This is a genomic window from Pseudomonas sp. MNR3A (assembly GCF_009650575.1).
Classification (GTDB): domain Bacteria; phylum Pseudomonadota; class Gammaproteobacteria; order Pseudomonadales; family Pseudomonadaceae; genus Aquipseudomonas; species Aquipseudomonas machongensis.
In genome coordinates this window covers 343,282-360,072 of record NZ_VZZS01000016.1, presented here as the reverse complement: position 1 = coordinate 360,072, position 16,791 = coordinate 343,282, and the positions used below count along the sequence as shown (strand labels likewise).

Below are 16,791 nucleotides of genomic sequence, written 5' to 3'. Positions count from 1 at the left end.
GTTGTCTCCGGCACTCAGGCGTTGTTTTCGTTGCGGCGGCGCAGGGCGCTGGCGATGAACATGACCAGCAGCGACAGGCCGATCAGCAGTGTCGAGGCGACGGCGATCACCGGGCTCAGGTCCTGGCGCAGGGTGGTCCACATCTTCACTGGCAAGGTCTGCAGGTCGGGGCTGGCCATCATCACGCTGAGCACGACCTCATCCCACGACACCAGGAAGGCGAACAGGCCGCCGGCGATCATGCCCGGGCGGATGGCCGGGAAGGTGACCTTGACGATCGCCTGCAGCCGCGAGGCGCCGCAGATCACCGCGGCATCCTCGATCGACTGGTCGAACAGCTTCAGCGAGTTGATGATCGAGATGATGGTGAAGGGCAGGGCGACGATCACGTGGCTGACCACGAAGGCGAACAGCGTGCCGGTATAGCCCAGCTTCAGGAACAGCGCGTAGACCGCGACCGCGATGATCACCAGCGGCACGATCATCGGCATGGTGAACAGGCCGTAGAGCAGTTCGCGCCCAGGAAAGCGCCCGCGCACCAGAGCGAAGGCGGTCGGCAGGCCCAGGGCCACGGCGGCGAAGGTGGTCAGCACAGCCACCTTGAGGCTGGCCAGCGCGGCGTCCATCCACTCGGGGTTGGAGAAGAACTGGTCGTACCATTTGAAGGTCCAGCCGGGGGGCGGGAACACCAGCCACTGGGAGGAGCCGAACGACAGCAGGACGATGAACACCACCGGCAGCAGCAGGAAGGCAGCGATGATCCCGGTGGTCAGGTACAGGCCGGTGCGCAGCGGGCGACCCATGGCGTTGGGGGACAGGAGCATGAAGGATTACCTCGCATTGCCGACCGGGGATTCCGGCTGCAGCTTCAGGTACAGGTAGAAGAGCACCAGGGTGATCACCACCAGCAGTGCCGCGGCGGCGCTGGCCAGCCCCCAGTTCAGGAACGACTGCACCTGCTGGATGATGAACTCGGGCAGCATCATGTTCTGCGCACCGCCCAGCAATGCCGGGGTGACGTAGTAACCGAGCGACATCACGAACACCATCAGCGCACCCGAGAACAAGCCTGAACGGCACAACGGGATAAACACTTTCCAGAAATTGGTCCAGGGGCTTGCACCGCAGATCGAGCCTGCCTGCAGCACCATCGGGTCGATGGCCTGCATGGTCGCCTGCAGTGGCAGCACGATGAACGGGATCATGATGTAGCTCATGCCGATCACTACACCGGTGAGGTTGTGCACCATTTCCAGCGGCGCATCGATGATGCCCAGCGCCATCAGCAGCTTGTTGATCACTCCCGAGCCTTGCAGCAGCACCAGCCAGGAATAGGTGCGGGCCAGCAGGCTGGTCCACATGGACAGCAGCACGATGTTCAGCAGCCAACGCCCCCAGCCACGAGGCACCAAGGTGATCGCCCAGGCCAGCGGAAAGCCCAGCAATACGCTGATCACCGTCACCAGACCCGCCACCGAGAAGGTGTTGAACAGCACCCGCGCGTAGGCTGAGTTGGCGAACAGCTGCTCGTAGTTGCCCAGCCCAGGCACCGGCTCCAGCACCCCACGCAGCAGCAGGCCGATCAGTGGCGCGAAGAAAAACAGGCCGAGGAACAACAGGGCCGGCAGCAGGTTGCGACTGCCACGCCAGCGCTGGCTCAGTGGCGGGCGGCGCACGGCCGCTCGCGGGGCGCCGGTGCCGGGGTCGGCACCTTGGGCATTGTGCAGGGCGTTGATGGCGACTTTCATTTGACCAGCCACTCATTCCAGCGCGCAGCGATTGCCTGGCCGTTCTTGGCCCAGTAGGCGAAGTCGAGGGTGACCTGGTCCTGGGCATAGGCGGTTGGCAGGTTGGGCGCGAGTTTCTTGTCGAGTTCGGCCACGCTGTCGAGGTTCACCGGGGCGTAGGCGGTAAGGTTGGCGAAGTCGGCCTGGCCCTTGGCGCTGCTGGCATTGGCCAGGAACTTCATGGCCGCGTCCTTGTTCTTGGCACCCTTGGGAATGACCAGGAAGTCGGCCATGACCAGGTTCTGCTTCCAGCTCACGCCCACCGGGGCACCATCCTGCTGCAGGGCGTAGACGCGCCCGTTCCAGAACTGCCCGAGCGCGGCTTCACCGGAGGCCAGCAATTGCTGGGACTGGGCACCGCCGCCCCACCAGACGATGTCTTTCTTGATGGTGTCGAGTTTCTTGAAGGCGCGGTCCAGGTCCAGCGGGTAGAGCTTGTCGGCAGGTACGCCGTCGGCGAGCAGGGCCAGCTCCAGCACGCCGGGGCTCGGCCACTTGTACAGCGCACGCTTGCCGGGGTAGGTCTTGGTGTCGAACAGCGCGCTCCAGTCGACCGGCTTGTTGGCCCCAAGCTTGCCCTCGTTGTAGCCGAGCACGAAGGAGAAGAAGAACGAGCCGACGCCATGGTCGGAGACGAAGCGCGGGTCGATGCGATCACGCTGGATGGTGGAGAAGTCGAGGGGTTCGAGCAGGCCTTCGCTGGCGGCACGCAGGGCGAAGTCGGCTTCGACGTCGACCACATCCCATTGCACGTTGCCGCTTTCGACCATGGCCTTGAGCTTGCCGTAGTCGGTCGGGCCGTCCTGTACGACCTTGATGTTGCTGCCCTTGCTGAAAGGGTCGGCCCATGCCTGTTTCTGGGCGTCCTGGGTGGTGCCGCCCCAACTGACGAAGTTGAGGCTGTCGGCGGCCTGGGTGGCCTGGCAGGCCAGTGCCAGCAGGCTTGCGGACAGCACAGCGGTGACTCGTTTGCTCAACAGCATGGTTACGCCCTCGTTGCTTTTGTTATTCGAGGCGGGCTTTTGTCGCGCCCGCCAACTGTGTTCGGGAGCAGCTATCTCAGGTAATTCGTGGCCGTTGTGTGATTGTAGGTGCGGCCGGCAGATTCAAGGTCTACGGGATATCATATTATGGTATTCCAAACTTTTGGCAAGCGTTCGGTGTTACCAATCATCCTGTCGGTGACGCAAGATTCAGTGAGCTTCGAATGGAATGCTCTGCACCACTTCCAGCTCATACCCCGCCAGCCCTGCGTACTTGAGCGGTGGGCCCAGGTGGCGCAGTTTGCCCACGCCCAGGTCCTGCAGGATCTGCGCGCCGGTACCCACCTCCGAGTACACCTTCGACTGCCCGCGCTGGTAGGGGCGCTGTGGCTGGGTGAGTTGCGGCACGCGTTCGAGCAGGGCCTGGGAGGATTCATGGTTGGCGAGGATCACTACCACGCCGGCACCCTCTGCTGCGACCCGCTCCAGCGCCGCCCACAGCGTCCAGTTGGCAGGGCCTGCATATTCAGCGCCGACCAGGTCGCGCAGCGGATCGATGACATGCACGCGTACCAGCGTCGGCTGCTCGCGGCGAATGTCGCCCATCACCATGGCCATGTGCACGCCACCTTCGATACGGTCCTCGAAGGTCACCAGGCGAAACGTGCCGTGGACCGTTGGCAGCTCGCGCTCGCCGATGCGCTTGACCGTTTGTTCGGTGCTCAGGCGATAGTGGATGAGGTCGGCGATGGTGCCGATCTTGATGCCGTGGCGCTCGGCGAACAGCTCCAGGTCCGGGCGGCGGGCCATGGTGCCGTCGTCGTTGAGCACTTCGACGATCACCGAGGCCGGTGCGAAGCCTGCAAGGCGCGCCAGGTCGCAACCGGCTTCGGTGTGTCCGGCACGGGTCAGCACGCCACCTTCACGGGCGCGCAGGGGGAAGATGTGGCCAGGCTGGACCAGGTGCTCGGGGCGGGCGTCCGCGGCCATGGCGGCGGCCACGGTCCGCGCGCGGTCGGCGGCAGAGATACCTGTGGTGACACCGCTGGCGGCCTCGATCGATACCGTGAACGCCGTGCTGAATACGCTGCCGTTGGTCGGTACCATCTGCTCAAGGCCCAGGCGTTGGCAGTGTTCGTCGGTCAGCGTCAGGCAGATCAGGCCGCGTGCTTCGCGGGCCATGAAATTGATTGCTTGCGCGTCACAGCGCTCGGCGGCGATCAGCAGGTCGCCTTCATTCTCCCGGTCTTCGTCGTCCACCAGCAGCACCATCTTGCCCTGGCGGTAGTCTTCGAGAAGGTCTTCGATGCTGTTGAAAGCCATGCTGCACGCTCACTGTGGTCAGGTGATTTTTATGGTATACCATAATACACAAATAACCCTGTACAGGAGAGCGACGGATGAAGGCTTACTGGATCGCCCATGTGGACGTTACCGACCCGGAGCAGTACCAGCAGTACACCCAGCGTGCGCCGGCGGCGTTCGTGGCATTTGGCGGGCGCTTTCTGGCCCGGGGTGGCAAGAGCGAGGCGATGGAGGGGAGGGTGACACCGCAGCGCAGCGTGGTGATCGAATTCGACTCGTACGAGCAGGCGCTGGCCTGCTACCGGTCTGATCTGTATCAGGAGGCGTGCCGACATCGGCAGGGAGTGGCCAAAGCCGAGGTGATCATCGTCGAAGGTTTCGAGCCGTAGAGTCGCCCGATTCAGCCTAGAAAGGGCAGCACAAAAACCAGCTAGCCCTGCACAAATGCAGGGCTAGCGCTATGCATCAATGTCCGGCAGCGAGCTTGGCACCCACCTGGCGACGACGGTAGGCGCTGTCACGGCTGGCCAGCCACCAGTACAGCGGCGTGGTCACCGCCAACCCGACCAGCCACGACAGGTCGGCACCATTGATGTGTTCCGATACCGGCCCTACGTACAGCGGCGTGTTCATGAACGGAATCTGCACCACGATCCCGACGGCGTAGGCGATCAGCGCCTGCGGGTTGTAACGACCGTAGATTCCGCCGTCGACCTTGAAGATCGACTGGATGTCGTACTCGCCCTTGTGGATGGCATAGAAGTCGATCAGGTTGATCGCGGTCCACGGCACCAGCACGACCAGCAGCACCAAGACCATGTCGACGAAGTGCCCAATGAAGTCGGACGAGGCGAAGACGGCCACCACACTGCACGCGGCCAGCACGATCAGCGAGAGCACGGCGCGGGTCTTGGCGGTCGGGATCCAGCGATAGGCGAAGGTCTGCACCAGGGTGATGATCGACAGCACCGCACCATACAGGTTGAGCGCGTTGTGACTGATCACGCTGAGCAGGAACAGCACCAGCATCAGCGGGCCGATGGCGCCGGTGGCCAGCTTCACGGCGTCCATGGTGTCCATCCCGGCGGGGATCGCCAGCACGGCGACTGCGCCGAAGATGAACGACAGGCTCGAACCCAGGGCTGAGCCCAGGTAGGTGGTCCAGAAGGTCGACGACACTTTCACGTCGGCTGGCAGGTAGCGCGAGTAGTCCGACACGTATGGGGCAAAGGCGATCTGCCACAGCGCCGCCAGCGACACGGTGGCCAGCCAGCCGGAGATGTTGAAGCTGCCGCGGGTCAGGAAGTCATCGCTCTGCACATGGGTGAAGATGTAGCCGAAGCCGACCACGATGCCGATGCCCAGCACCCAGGTGCCGATGCGGTTGAGCACGTGGATGAAGCGGTAGCCGATGATACCGATGATCCCCGAGCCCAGGGCGCCGATGACGATGCCTACCGGCACCGGCACGCTTTCGACCACGCCGTGCAGCGATTTGCCAGCCAGCACGATATTGGAGGCGAAGAAGCCGATGTACATCACCCCCGCGATCACCACCACCAGCAGCGCGCCGAGGGTGCCGAACTGGGCGCGGCTCTGGATCATCTGCGGGATGCCCATCTGCGGGCCCTGGGCCGAGTGCAGGGCCATCAGCACACCGCCGACCAGATGGCCGACCAGGATGGCGACGATGCCCCAGATCAGGTTGAGGTGGAACAGCTGCACGCCCAGGGCGCCGGTGACGATGGGCAGCGGCGCGATGTTGCCGCCGAACCACAGGGTGAACAAGTCCTTTACCTTTCCATGGCGGTCTTCGGGGGGCACGTATCCGATCGTGTGTTTTTCTATGAGAGGTGCCGATGTGGCTGCGCTGGTCATGACGGACTCCAAGGCAAGGATGGGCACTTCACAGGTGCCCGGATGCGCGTCGGCAAAAGGCGACGCTTTCTTGTTGGAAGCGATCATGGGGCGTGGGCGCAGATGGATAAATTAGTAAATATGTGCTCATGAACGTTAAAAAAACTAAGTTCGCGAATGGGGCACGGTAGACCGTCGCAAAGGCTGTGCCACCAGGCTGCAGCGCGCATGGGACGGGGTAGGTGGGAGGCGGTTGCGGCGCCTTTGCACTAAAAGAGTGCCTTGCGCGCGCAGGTGGGGCGGGTCAGGAAAAATCGGCGAGGACGTTCGGGGCGCTGGAACGCGCCCCGGAGGGGAGGAGAGTCAAGCCTGGGCGACCACCGTTCGCTGGCTGAGCGGCCGGAGCAGGGCGCTCAAGGCAAGCAACAACACAGCACCGCCACTCATGACTGCCCAGGCCCAGTGCAACGAGCTGAACTCATCGCGCACCAGCCCGGCCACTACCGGCATCGAGGCTGCAATCAGGTAGCCACCCCCTTGCACGAAGGCCAGCAGCGACCCGGCTTCGGCCGGTGAGCGTGCATGATCGAGGGTGACGATCAGCGACAGCGGGAACAAGGCACCGATGCCCAAACCCAGGCACAGGATGGCCAGGGCGGTCAGTTGCAGCGGCGCCGTCATCAGGCAGGCCAGCCCGCCGATCAGCAGCAGGATCACCAGCGCCAAGGGTTGGCGGCGATCCGGGAAACGGTGAATCAGCGCCGACACCAGCAAACCGGCGATGACCTCGGTAATGGTCAGCGCACCGAGCAGGTAGCCGGCACTTTTCGCTGTCCAGCCCAGCTCGATGTAGAACGGGGGTAGCCAGGCGAGCACCAAGGTGTATGCCCCGGTTCCAATCCCGAAGAACACCAGCAGCAACCAGGCCCGGCCGCTGCGCCAGGGCAGGCCGGCTGCCGTGGGATAGGCATGGACGTTGCCTGCGGCGAGCAGCCAGGCGATCAGCGCGATCATGGCCGGAATGGCGGCATAGCCTAGAGTGAGGTTCCAGCCCAGCTTGCCCGCGCTGGGAGCAGCAATGGCGGCGGCGATGGCTGCACCGCCCATGATCCCCGTAGTGAACAGCCCCATGAGCATCCCTGCGCTTTGCGGGTGGTTGCGCTTGATGAATGCAGGCATCAGCGACTGGATCACGGCGATGCCGACGCCCCCTACGGCAGCGCTGGCGATCAGTGCGGTGGACGACTCGACATAGGTACGTACCGCGCAGGCCGCAGCAATCAGGGTCATGCCGATGGCCACGCCCTTGACCTCGCCGAGCAGGCGCAGCAGCCAAGGACCGGCGAGGGCGAACAGGCCCATCATCATCACCGGCAGTGTGGTCAGCAAACCGCCCTGGAAGTTGCTCAGGCCCAGGTCGCGCTGTAGCAGATCGAGCAGCGGGCCGACCGAGGCCATGATCGGCCGCAGGTTGATGCCGACCAGAATCGCCAGCAGCACTACGCTGGCCTTGGAGGGTGTATCACCCATGTCGCTGTTGCTCCTGCAGGAAACCACTGAGTGCCCGGTTGAAGGCCGGGGCATGGGAAACGTTGAAGACATGGCCGTCGCCTGGAAGAGTGATGAGCTGGGCGTGAGCAATACGGCTGGCAATGGCCTCGGCCTCGCCAGGTGGACTGATGCGGTCGCCGTCGGTGCCAAGTACCAGGGTGGGCGCCTGGATGTGTGACAGTCGATCGTTCAGGTCGTAGGTTTTCATACCCTCGCACCAGTGGATCTGGCAGCGCGCCCGCTGCATGGCGGCCTGGGCATGCCAGGCCTGGTAAAGGCTCTGCCCCTGGCTGGAGGCGGCGAAGGAACTGCCGACCAGTTGTGGCCATGTTGTCTTGAAGCGCTTCAGGCAACCGTCCGGCTGGCGAAGGTTTTCGGCCCACTCATCGAGCTGTTGATGGCGCGCGGTGCTGCTCATGCTGGCGAAGGACGCGGCCACCACCAGTTTGTCCACGGCATCGGGGTAGGCGCAGGCCAGTTCCAGGGCAATCATGCCGCCCAGCGAAAGCCCGATGAGCTGAGTGCTGGCCAGTCCGAGGTGATCCAGCAGTGCAATCAGCTCCTGGGCTTGCAGATGAGGCGTGATGTGTTCCGGCGCATTGCTGGACGCGCCATGGCCGAGCAGGTCCGGTACGATGACGCGATGGCCCAGGCGCAGCAGGGCCCCGACCTGGTCTGTCCAGGCGCGGCCACTGTTGCCCAGCCCGTGCAGGAGCAGGGTGGGGGTGCCGGCCCCGGCGTCAAAGTAGTAATAGCGATTTCGGTTGTGTTCGAAGAACGCCATGTTCCCTCCCGATTCATACCTCGTGCATATCAAGATAACTTAACGTTAAGATACTTGGAAGGTGCCGGGGTGCGGCAGGGATGTGGCCCTTGGGGAGTTCAGGGTGAACGGACGGTTATGCCAATGAAAGATCATGTCGATTTCGTCGTCGCGCAATGGGCGCAGGCGATGCCCTCCGTGGATGCTTCGTCCATGGAGGTCTTCGGGCGCATGGCGCGCCTGCAGAAACACCTCGAGCGCCGACGTTGCGCGGTGCTCGAGCAGTACGGTTTCAAGGAGGGGGAGTTCGATGTCATGGCGACCTTGCGCCGCTCCGGTGCTCCGTACCAGTTGACCCCGACCGAGTTGTACAACTCGTTGTTGATCACCTCCGGTGCGATGACCAATCGTCTGAGCCGCCTCAAGGAGGCGGGTATGGTCGAGCAGATCCACGACCCTGCCGACAAGCGCAGCTACAAGGTGGCGCTGACCGCAGCAGGGCTTGCGGCTATCGAGAAAGCAGTTTTCAGCCACACCGATCTGCAGAACCAGTTCCTCGCTCCGCTGCGGATCGAGGAACGCGAAGCTCTCGCGCAGATGCTCAAGTTGATGCTGGCCAAGCTTCCCGAAGACGTCGATCCCATTCCATGAACATGATGACCCAGGAGGGGCCTGCATGCTTCACAGCAATTATCTGAAGCAGCTGGACCTGCAAGACATCGTGGTGTTTCTCAACTTGCTGGAATATCGCAGTGCCAAGCGCACCGCCGAACTGATGAACGTCAGCCAGCCCACGGTGAGCTACTGCCTCAAACGCCTGCGCGGTTGTTTCGACGACACCCTGTTCGCCTCCTCGCAGGGTTTGTTGCAGCCAACCGCCAAGGCGGAAAAGATCGCACCCTACCTGCGCGTGGTGATCGAGTCGGTCAACCGCTGCGCCGAGGATGCCCCCTCCGGCGATGGCGTCGCTGCCCCGAGGATCTGGCGCCTGTGCGCGCCGGAATACTTCGAGCTGGCCTTTCTGCCCCAGGCACTGGCGACCTTGTCGAGCAATCACCCCAATACCTCCCTGCACCTCGATCGGCTAAGCCACGACTTGCCGGTGGACCGGTTGATTTCCGGCGATATCGACCTGGCCATCGGCTTCGGCCCGAGCTACCACCAACTGCACCCCGAGCTGCAATGGCAGCCGGTGCTCAGCGATGGTTTCGTCTGCCTGACCAGCCAGCGTGGGCTTGCGCTGGACGGGGCGATGAGCCTGGATGAGTTCTGTGCTTCGGCGCATGTCTTTCCTACGCCGTGGATCTCGGAGAAGAACATGGTCGATAGCTGGCTGGAGAAAATAGGCCGCACGCGCAATGTGCTGGTGCGGGCGAACGGCTACCAGGCCTGCGTCAACATCCTGGCCGCCGTTCCCTCGACCTTGGCCTTGCCGGCGCGCTTGCTGCCACACCTGCGTATCCCCGAGGGGGTGAGGGTGTGTCAGCCACCGATGGGGTTTCCGGTGTTCACGGTGGATATGATCTGGTCGCGTGATCGAGGGCTGGGTACGGATGTCTCCAGTTTGCGCAGGTTGATCCAGGATGTGGCGGGGGACCTGCTCCGCGCAGGGTGACACAGGTTATTGACACGGATTGCAGGCGCTCAGGATGAGTGAACATTCAGTGGTTACAGGGCCTTTTGCGGCCTCTTCGCGTAAGGCCATGCCTATCGACAGCGCTTGCTCGGGTGCGATGTTTCGTGCCCCGACAAACGCTCCCCCCTGTGCGTTCCGTCGCACGGCCGCACTTTTAATTTTTCATCACGGCTTTAGGTTTCTTAAAACCAGCACCCACGACATTTCCCCTAACGTGTTTTCGTCAGGCGGCGGACGGCCTGCCTGTCTGTAATCCATTTCCCAAGGAAGATGTCAGATGTTGGCCCACACTCAAGCTAAAGCTTTACCTTTCTATCGTCATCCCACGCCGTGCTACGGCTTCGAATGTGTCTATGCCGTCGAACCGGGACTGCGCGTCTTCGACTCGATGGACACTGCGGCACTCTATGAAGACCTGGCTCATAGCGGCGCGGTGATCTACCGCGACTTCAGCGACTCGCTCGAAGACTTCAACGATTTCGTCAGCGCGCATTCCTCCCGGGTCACCTTCGATCCCGCGCGCAAGGCCGCCACGGCCAATACCGCCGAGATCGAAGCAGGCGTTCACGAGATGGGGCTGCACCGGGAGAACGGCAATTTGCCGTTCAACCCGGACCTGCAGTGGTTCTACTGCCTGGAAGCGGCGTCGGTCGGCTCCGAGACCACGTTGTGCGATGGCGAGCGAGTGCTGTTCGACCTCTCCCCGAAAACCCGTAAGAGCTTCGAATCCCGTGCCATCCGTTATGCGCGGCGCATTCCCTGGCACAACGTGCGGCGCTTCCTGAGCATCGAGCTGCAATTGCCGATCGACAGCGTCACCGACGAGCACTTGCAGCAGGTCAACGACCAGGTGGCCGGCCAGACCTACCGCCGCATCGATCAGAACCTGATTGCCTCCGAGTTGGTGATCAGCGCGGTGGAGACCAGCTGCTTCAGCGGTCGCAAGGCCTTCTGCAATTCGATGCTCGGCCCTAGCGTCAACTACGAGCCGCCACGCATCACCTGGGCCGACGGCGAGGAGATCGCCCTTGAAATCTGGGACGAGATCAAGGAAGTCACCGCCCGTAATACCTACAGCCACTTCTGGAAGAAGGGCGACATTGTGGTCATCGACAACACCCGCGTGATGCACGGTCGCCGTCGCCTCGACGATATCAGCCGGCGCATCTTCGGTGCCCAGAGCTACCGCATCGGGGGTAACGGCCAATGATCAGCCAGAAAATGCAGCACTACCTGACCACCAGCACTGACCGCGTGGTGATCCGCGAAATGCACGGGCGCGACTACACCCTGCATGGCCTGCGCGATGACGTCGAGCGCCTGGCCCAGGCACTGCAGGCTCGGGTCGGCAACTGCGAGCGCAAGGTGTTCGGTATCGCGATGCGCTCATGCTACGAGTGGGTGTACACCCTGCTGGCGATCCAGAAGGTCGGTGGTGTGTTGCTGCCGGTGCCCATCGAGTTTTCCGACGATCAGATCGGCAGCCTGCTCGGCAAGGCCGCCGCCGTGTTCGTCAGCGATGAGCCGACCGCCCGGCGCCTGCACCGCATCCTGCCGGACAAGCCGAGCTTCATCCCCCGGCAATTGATGACCCAGTCCACTGACACGCCCTGGGCCCAGGACGACGAACTGATCCCCGCCGGTATCGTCTCGGTGATCCACACCTCGGGCACCACCTCCAAGCCCAAGGGCGTGATGATTCGCGACGCGGCCGTGGGGCTGCTGGTCGACAACGTGATGAAGTGCTTGCCGCAGCAGCCGCTGCACTACTTCTCGATCGTGCCGATGAGCCTGCTGATCGAGCAGGTGCTGGGTGTGTTCATTCCGATCCTGTCCGGTGGCACCCTGACCCTGATGCCCGAGGGCGTCACCGAGTACGGCGCGGCCAGTGGCAATGCCCGTCATTACCTGGAGTTGATCGCACCCAATCACCCCAACTTCCTCTACCTGCCGCCCAAGCTGCTGGAAGAGGCCAACCTGCTGCTTGAGCAGGGTGCGAGTGTCGAGGACCTGTTCGGCCCCGCCAATCCGCACATCATCACCGGCGGCGCGAAGATCCCGGCAACGGTGCTCCAGGCCCTGGATGCCAGCGGTGTGCAAGTGTTCGAGGCCTATGGGCTGAGCGAGAACTCCTCGATCATCTCGCTGAACTCGCCTGCAGAGCGGCGCATTGGCTCGGCCGGCAAGCTGCTCGACGGCATCGAGCCCAAGCTGGTCGACGGCGAGTTGCTGGTGAAGACGCCGACCCTCTGCGCGGGTTACTACAACGCCGACGACACGGCCTGCGACCTGTCCGACGGCTACCTGCACACCGGCGATATCGCCGAGTTCCGTGACGGTTTCCTGTACATCACCGGGCGCAAGAAGCACGTGATCATCCTCTCGACGGCGCGCAACATTTCGCCTGAGTGGGTGGAGAACGTCTACAAGGAGAGCCCGCTGGTCGACGACATGATCGTCATGGGCGAAGGACGCGACGAGCCGTGCGCCATCATCCTCAGCACTGCGAGCCCGGCCAGCGTGCAGGACGAGATGGCGCGCCTTGAGCACCGCCTTGCGGACTTCGCACGGGTGCGACGCATCCAGGTCGTCGGCGACATCGCAGGGTTTCGTGACCAGTTCTACACGGTCACCGGACGACCGCGGCGCGCCGAGATCGAAGCGCGGTTCATCGATCAACTGTACGCCTAGGACGGGACGTCGCCCATGTACATCGTGCGCAATTTCTACAAGGGTCGCCCCGGCTACCGCTGCCTGCAGGAGGCGGTACGGGGTCATTACCTCAAGCACTACGAGGCAACGCCCGTGCCTCAGCCTGACCTGTTCGTCTGCCTGACCGGCTCCACCGGCGGGGCGCCGGGCTACGCCTGTGCCGGCATCAGCTACGGCGACTCCGGCAAACTGTTCAGTGAGTACTACCTGGACCAAACGCTGGATGAACGCTACGCCATCGACCGTGCGCGTATCGCGGAGATCGGCGCTTTCGCCTCGTTCCAGAGCGGCAGCGGTGCTGGCAAGTATCTGCTCGACAACGTCATCCGTACCCTGGCCCTGCGCAACTTCGGCCTGGTGGTGCTGACCGCGACGCCGCAGGTCCGGCAACTGCTGGCAGCGATTGTCGACAACCTCGACGACCTGGGCCAGGCCGATTCACGCCGGGTCAAGGACCCCAGTGTCAACTGGGGGACCTACTACGACCAGGCACCGCGCGTACTGGTTTCGCGCCTGTCCTCGCCCAGTGCCTGGCTCAAGGCGCCGACACCTTCCATCCCGCCACCGCAGTTCGCCCACCAGGCGTCTGTCTGACCCATGTGCGTGCCGGGCGCTTCGCTGCCCGGCACGCCGGAGATCCTATGCACGCCAACACGCGTTATGAAAACTTCATCGTCTTCCTGGCCCCTCTGGTCAACAGCCTGGGGGGCATCGCCATCGACCTGTATGCGCCGAGCCTGCCGTCCATCGGGCGCGAACTCGGGGTGGGGCCTGCGCTGATGCAGAACACCATCACCATCACGCTGCTGTTCTATGCCCTGGGGCAGTTGTTCTTCGGCGTGATGGCCGACGCGCGCGGGCGGCGACCTGCCGTACTGCTGGGCCTGGGTGTGTTCGTGGTCGGCAGCCTGCTGGCCACCGCCGCGACGTCCATCGAGATGCTCCTGCTGGCGCGTGCGCTGCAGGGCTTTGCCATTGGCGCCTGCCAGGTCGTTGCCCGTGCTGTGCTGGTCGACGTCGTCAAAGGCCCGCGCTTCTATGTCGCGATTATCTACCTCAGCCTGGCGTTCGGCCTGGGGCCCGTCATCGCGCCCTATATCGGTGGGCTGATCGAGGTGCATTTCGGCTGGCGCTACAACTTCGTGCTGTATGCCGCCTATGCCGTCATGGTCCTGGCTTTCGTCGTTGCCGGGCTCAAGGAGTCGCTGCCCGCCAGTGCCCGCCGCGGCGCCTTGCAGACAGTGGTCGGCTATCGGTTCATTCTGGCCGACAGACGCTTCCGTGCTTCGGTGGTGGTACTCGGCGCGAGCTTTTCCGCATTCTTGCTGTGGAACGTGTTCGGGCCGCATATCGTCCAGGATGTGCTCGGCCATGACGCGCATTACTTCGGCACCACGGCGCTGGGGGTGGGGTGCTGCTATCTGGTCGGCACGCTGACCAACCGTGCGCTGGTGCGCATCGTCTCACCCGATACCCTGATGTGGAGTGGGTTGGCGCTGTTTCTGCTCGGGGTGCTGTGCATCGCGGCGGCTGCCGACACCTTGAGCCTGGTGAACATTCTTGCTGGCATCATGCTGATCGCCTTCGGCCAGGGCTTTATCTTCTCCAATGCCATGGCCCGCTCGATGGCACTGTTTCCCGACCGCGCCGGGGTGGCTGCGAGCTTGCAGGGCTGCTTGATGCTGGTGTTCGGTTCGATTGCCTCGGCGACGGTCAGCGGCTTCGGGTTGGAGTCGAACCTGCCGATCGCCGGGGTGTTCGCGGTACTGATGCTGATATCTTTTTCCGGGATGCTGGGGGCACGGGTGGCGCGCCAGGCGTCCTTGGCCTAGGGGCTTGCACGAGTCGTATAGCGCGCCCGATCAATCCAGTGGCCGGGCCAGCAGACGGTCCAGCTACTGGGCATAGGCAGCAAGCGCTGCCGGCCTCGCGCAACCGTCACCCCAGTGCTTCGTGCTCTTGCTTGTACAGTTGCAGGCCACGGGCCTGATAGTTGGCCAGAGCGGCGGGGTGGTCGAGGCTGCAGGTGTGCACCCAGACCCGCTGCGTGCCGGGCCACTCCCAGGCGCTGCGGATGGCCTGGCTGAGCAGCGGGCCGCCGAAGCCCTTGTCAAGAAACTGCGGAGCGAGGCCGAAGTAGCGGATCTCGGCGTTCTCGCCGTCGGGGCGGTGCAGTTCGTAGTAGCCGGCGATGGCGCCACGGTAGTAGGCCACCCAGGTGCGGTGGCAGTCCTGGCCGACAACCGCCAGCCACTGCTCGTCGCTCCAGCTGTTCAGGTCGTTCCAGCCCCAGGCCTTGCCCACCAGTTGGTAGAGGAAACGGTTGAGCTGCGGTTGGACGACTTCGCACTCGACGATCGTCAGGCCATCGGGAACAGGCTTGCTGCGCAGGGCGTGCGCAGAGGTCATTTCTAGGTAGTAGGTGGTCAGCGTGGTGGTCACCGGCGGGGCTCCAGGTCGGGGGCAAGCCCGCTAGCGTACCTGCCAGGGCGTGAGGATCAAAGCCTGTCGGCCTTTACTCAAGCCGATGCAGGCGGGATATCGGCGGGTGTATCGATATCGCGCAGGATGCCAGGGTCGTCGAGATCCAGCACAAGACAGGCGTGAGGGTTGGCTTCGATGACCGGTCGCCCACCCTGGTCACCTTGCAGGCGGGTGAGGGCCGCCCAGAAATGGCGCCCGAAGATGACCGGATGGCCACGTCGGCCTTGGTAGCACGGCAGGAGGATACGGTCGGCAGCGAGGTGACCGAGCAGGTGTTCGAAGGTGCGTGGTGCGATCCACGGCATATCGCCAAGCAGCACGGCCACGGCCGGGGCATCGATGCTGGCCAGGGCCGTGATGCCGGCCGCGAGGCTCGCTCCCATGCCATCAGCTGCCTGTGCGGCGCGTACGATGTGGACTTGCGCATCGATGCCCAGAGTTTGCGGATCATCGTCGCAGCGCACCACCACATACACCGGGTCGAAACAGGCTTGTACCTGTTTCAGGGTGCTGGCCAGTAGGCCCTGTCCGTCCGCGAGCACGGCCTTGCGCTTGTCGCTGCCAAAGCGCGTGCCGCGTCCGGCGGCGAGCACCAAGGCGGCGCAGCGAGCTCTGGCTTGGGGTTCGGTCATGGTGGGTTGTCCGAGTGTGGCGGCATGGAAAGCTCGTAAGCATACCGCAGGGTCAGGTGGCAGGCAGTGTCTGTTCACGCGCCTGCTTGGCCTTGGTGACGTTCACTGCACCAGGCAGTTCGACGCCGTTCTTGGCGGCGAGGATCTCGGCCATCACACTCACGGCAATTTCGGCTGGGGTCTTGCTGCCGATGTAGATGCCGATGGGGCCGTGCAGACGCGCAAGGCTGGCATCGGACTCACCGAAGTGTTCGATCAGCCGCGCGCGACGCTGCTGGCTGTTGCGCCGCGAGCCGATGGCACCGATATAGAAAGCCGGGCCATGCAGCGCTTCGAGCAGGGCCAGGTCGTCGAGCTTGGGGTCGTGGCTGACCGCGACGATGCAGGTGCGCAGGTCCGGGGCGAAGTCGCGCACTACATCGTCGGGCATGCCGACCAGGCACTCGACACCGGCCACGTTCCAGCCGTCGATGTACTCGGGCCGAGGGTCGCAGACCGAAACACGAAAACCATTGAACAGGGCCATGGTCGCCAGGTATTCGGCCAGGGCACCCGCGCCGATCAGCAGCAGTCGATAACCTGGACCCAGGGTGCTCGCCATGTGCTCGCCATCAACGCTGAACTGCTCCGGGGCCGCACTGGGGAGGAGGGTGGCCACGCCGCTGTGCAGGTCGAGCTGACGGCGCACCAGTTGGCCGCTGTCGAGCTGCTCAAGCAGTTGGGCCAGCGACTGCCACGATGGCGAAAACTCCAGAATCAGCTCAAGCGTGCCGCCACAGGGCAGCCCGAAGCGATGGGCCTCGTCGGCGGTAACGCCGTAGCGCACCCGCTGCGGGGTGCTGTCAGGCAGGCCGGGGCCACCGTAGGCGGTGGTGTAGCGGTGGATCAGGTCGTCTTCGATGCAGCCGCCGGAGACGCTGCCGACCACACGCCCGTCGCTGCGCAAGGCCATCATCGAGCCGACCGGGCGTGGCGATGAGCCCCAGGTACGGGCGACGGTGGCCAGTAGCACGCGGTGGCCGGCTTGCAGCCAGTCCCGAGCGGTACGCAGGACCAGCAGGTCGATACTTTCCATGGGCGC

Annotated in this window: 17 protein-coding genes; 7 read left to right on the top strand and 10 right to left on the bottom strand. The window is 63.8% G+C overall.

Annotated elements, in window-relative coordinates; translation table 11 throughout:
* Nucleotides 1–14: 14 nt before the first annotated feature.
* The 4 genes from F6X62_RS13245 to ribBA all read right to left on the bottom strand — a co-directional run bounded on the left by F6X62_RS13245 (nucleotide 15) and on the right by ribBA (nucleotide 4,093).
* The gene (locus F6X62_RS13245) at nucleotides 15–824 is read right to left on the bottom strand and encodes an ABC transporter permease (RefSeq protein ID WP_153773780.1); all 810 of its coding nucleotides are present in this window, start codon (nucleotides 822–824) and stop codon (nucleotides 15–17) included.
* Nucleotides 825–830: 6 nt separating this feature from the next.
* Nucleotides 831–1,748 (bottom strand): ABC transporter permease, encoded by a 918-nt coding sequence (locus F6X62_RS13240; protein ID WP_054890793.1) that lies wholly within the window; start codon nucleotides 1,746–1,748, stop codon nucleotides 831–833.
* Nucleotides 1,745–2,770: an ABC transporter substrate-binding protein gene (locus F6X62_RS13235; protein ID WP_063545067.1), complete on the bottom strand. Its 1,026-nt coding sequence runs from the start codon at nucleotides 2,768–2,770 to the stop codon at nucleotides 1,745–1,747. The genes F6X62_RS13240 and F6X62_RS13235 overlap by 4 nt, the downstream gene beginning before the upstream one ends.
* Before the next feature lie 210 nt (nucleotides 2,771–2,980).
* Nucleotides 2,981–4,093 (bottom strand): bifunctional 3,4-dihydroxy-2-butanone-4-phosphate synthase/GTP cyclohydrolase II, encoded by a 1,113-nt coding sequence (gene ribBA / locus F6X62_RS13230; RefSeq protein WP_151924552.1) that lies wholly within the window; start codon nucleotides 4,091–4,093, stop codon nucleotides 2,981–2,983.
* Nucleotides 4,094–4,170: 77 nt separating this feature from the next.
* Here ribBA and F6X62_RS13225 point away from each other — a divergent pair, with 77 nt between their 5' ends.
* Nucleotides 4,171–4,464, top strand: coding sequence for a DUF1330 domain-containing protein (locus F6X62_RS13225; RefSeq protein ID WP_063545065.1), 294 nt, complete (start codon nucleotides 4,171–4,173; stop codon nucleotides 4,462–4,464).
* A gap of 76 nt (nucleotides 4,465–4,540) precedes the next feature.
* On the opposite strand, the gene F6X62_RS13220 is transcribed toward F6X62_RS13225, so the two are convergent.
* The 3 genes from F6X62_RS13220 to F6X62_RS13210 all read right to left on the bottom strand — a co-directional run bounded on the left by F6X62_RS13220 (nucleotide 4,541) and on the right by F6X62_RS13210 (nucleotide 8,267).
* Entirely contained in the window at nucleotides 4,541–5,953 is a 1,413-nt protein-coding gene (locus F6X62_RS13220; RefSeq protein WP_054890789.1) for a cytosine permease, read from the bottom strand.
* 342 nt (nucleotides 5,954–6,295) lie between these two features.
* Nucleotides 6,296–7,462, bottom strand: coding sequence for an MFS transporter (locus F6X62_RS13215; protein ID WP_153773779.1), 1,167 nt, complete (start codon nucleotides 7,460–7,462; stop codon nucleotides 6,296–6,298).
* Nucleotides 7,455–8,267: an alpha/beta fold hydrolase gene (locus F6X62_RS13210; protein ID WP_054890787.1), complete on the bottom strand. Its 813-nt coding sequence runs from the start codon at nucleotides 8,265–8,267 to the stop codon at nucleotides 7,455–7,457. Before F6X62_RS13210 ends, F6X62_RS13215 begins: the two co-directional genes overlap by 8 nt.
* Before the next feature lie 123 nt (nucleotides 8,268–8,390).
* On the opposite strand from F6X62_RS13210, the gene F6X62_RS13205 reads away from it, so the two are divergent.
* From F6X62_RS13205 to F6X62_RS13180, 6 genes are all read left to right on the top strand, one after another.
* Nucleotides 8,391–8,897 carry a MarR family winged helix-turn-helix transcriptional regulator gene (locus F6X62_RS13205; protein WP_063545064.1) on the top strand — a complete coding sequence of 169 codons (507 nt, stop codon included), beginning with the start codon at nucleotides 8,391–8,393 and terminating at the stop codon, nucleotides 8,895–8,897.
* A gap of 25 nt (nucleotides 8,898–8,922) precedes the next feature.
* On the top strand, nucleotides 8,923–9,861 hold the full coding sequence (locus tag F6X62_RS13200) for a LysR family transcriptional regulator (RefSeq protein ID WP_153773778.1): 939 nt from the start codon (nucleotides 8,923–8,925) through the stop codon (nucleotides 9,859–9,861).
* 298 nt (nucleotides 9,862–10,159) lie between these two features.
* Nucleotides 10,160–11,092, top strand: coding sequence for a TauD/TfdA family dioxygenase (locus F6X62_RS13195; RefSeq protein WP_063545062.1), 933 nt, complete (start codon nucleotides 10,160–10,162; stop codon nucleotides 11,090–11,092).
* Nucleotides 11,089–12,573, top strand: coding sequence for an AMP-binding protein (locus F6X62_RS13190; RefSeq protein WP_153773777.1), 1,485 nt, complete (start codon nucleotides 11,089–11,091; stop codon nucleotides 12,571–12,573). Before F6X62_RS13195 ends, F6X62_RS13190 begins: the two co-directional genes overlap by 4 nt.
* A 15-nt stretch (nucleotides 12,574–12,588) precedes the next feature.
* A complete protein-coding gene (locus F6X62_RS13185; RefSeq protein ID WP_153773776.1) occupies nucleotides 12,589–13,188 on the top strand; it encodes a thermostable hemolysin in 600 nt (199 codons plus the stop codon).
* A 47-nt stretch (nucleotides 13,189–13,235) separates the two neighbouring features.
* Nucleotides 13,236–14,426 (top strand): multidrug effflux MFS transporter, encoded by a 1,191-nt coding sequence (locus F6X62_RS13180; protein WP_153773775.1) that lies wholly within the window; start codon nucleotides 13,236–13,238, stop codon nucleotides 14,424–14,426.
* Between the two features lie 106 nt (nucleotides 14,427–14,532).
* On the opposite strand, the gene F6X62_RS13175 is transcribed toward F6X62_RS13180, so the two are convergent.
* From F6X62_RS13175 to F6X62_RS13165, 3 genes are all read right to left on the bottom strand, one after another.
* Complete coding sequence (locus F6X62_RS13175; protein WP_141687472.1) at nucleotides 14,533–15,036, bottom strand: GNAT family N-acetyltransferase; 504 nt, start codon at nucleotides 15,034–15,036, stop codon at nucleotides 14,533–14,535.
* Nucleotides 15,037–15,113: 77 nt separating this feature from the next.
* Nucleotides 15,114–15,710, bottom strand: coding sequence for an NTP transferase domain-containing protein (locus F6X62_RS13170; protein ID WP_153773774.1), 597 nt, complete (start codon nucleotides 15,708–15,710; stop codon nucleotides 15,114–15,116).
* Between the two features lie 52 nt (nucleotides 15,711–15,762).
* Nucleotides 15,763–16,785, bottom strand: a complete 1,023-nt coding sequence (locus F6X62_RS13165) for an XdhC family protein (protein WP_153773773.1) — start codon at nucleotides 16,783–16,785, stop codon at nucleotides 15,763–15,765.
* Nucleotides 16,786–16,791: the final 6 nt, after the last annotated feature.

What these genes read in the sequence shown, in the direction of transcription:
- F6X62_RS13195 (WP_063545062.1), top strand. Translation starts at nt 10,160, where the DNA reads ATGTTGGCCCACACTCAAGCTAAAGCTTTACCTTTCTATCGTCATCCC.
- F6X62_RS13190 (WP_153773777.1), top strand. Translation starts at nt 11,089, where the DNA reads ATGATCAGCCAGAAAATGCAGCACTACCTGACCACCAGCACTGACCGC.
- F6X62_RS13170 (WP_153773774.1), bottom strand. Translation starts at nt 15,710, where the DNA reads ATGACCGAACCCCAAGCCAGAGCTCGCTGCGCCGCCTTGGTGCTCGCC.
- F6X62_RS13165 (WP_153773773.1), bottom strand. Translation starts at nt 16,785, where the DNA reads ATGGAAAGTATCGACCTGCTGGTCCTGCGTACCGCTCGGGACTGGCTG.
- F6X62_RS13220 (WP_054890789.1), bottom strand. Translation starts at nt 5,953, where the DNA reads ATGACCAGCGCAGCCACATCGGCACCTCTCATAGAAAAACACACGATC.
- F6X62_RS13240 (WP_054890793.1), bottom strand. Translation starts at nt 1,748, where the DNA reads ATGAAAGTCGCCATCAACGCCCTGCACAATGCCCAAGGTGCCGACCCC.
- F6X62_RS13180 (WP_153773775.1), top strand. Translation starts at nt 13,236, where the DNA reads ATGCACGCCAACACGCGTTATGAAAACTTCATCGTCTTCCTGGCCCCT.
- ribBA (WP_151924552.1), bottom strand. Translation starts at nt 4,093, where the DNA reads ATGGCTTTCAACAGCATCGAAGACCTTCTCGAAGACTACCGCCAGGGC.
- F6X62_RS13205 (WP_063545064.1), top strand. Translation starts at nt 8,391, where the DNA reads ATGAAAGATCATGTCGATTTCGTCGTCGCGCAATGGGCGCAGGCGATG.
- F6X62_RS13225 (WP_063545065.1), top strand. Translation starts at nt 4,171, where the DNA reads ATGAAGGCTTACTGGATCGCCCATGTGGACGTTACCGACCCGGAGCAG.
- F6X62_RS13215 (WP_153773779.1), bottom strand. Translation starts at nt 7,462, where the DNA reads ATGGGTGATACACCCTCCAAGGCCAGCGTAGTGCTGCTGGCGATTCTG.
- F6X62_RS13185 (WP_153773776.1), top strand. Translation starts at nt 12,589, where the DNA reads ATGTACATCGTGCGCAATTTCTACAAGGGTCGCCCCGGCTACCGCTGC.
- F6X62_RS13245 (WP_153773780.1), bottom strand. Translation starts at nt 824, where the DNA reads ATGCTCCTGTCCCCCAACGCCATGGGTCGCCCGCTGCGCACCGGCCTG.
- F6X62_RS13210 (WP_054890787.1), bottom strand. Translation starts at nt 8,267, where the DNA reads ATGGCGTTCTTCGAACACAACCGAAATCGCTATTACTACTTTGACGCC.
- F6X62_RS13235 (WP_063545067.1), bottom strand. Translation starts at nt 2,770, where the DNA reads ATGCTGTTGAGCAAACGAGTCACCGCTGTGCTGTCCGCAAGCCTGCTG.
- F6X62_RS13200 (WP_153773778.1), top strand. Translation starts at nt 8,923, where the DNA reads ATGCTTCACAGCAATTATCTGAAGCAGCTGGACCTGCAAGACATCGTG.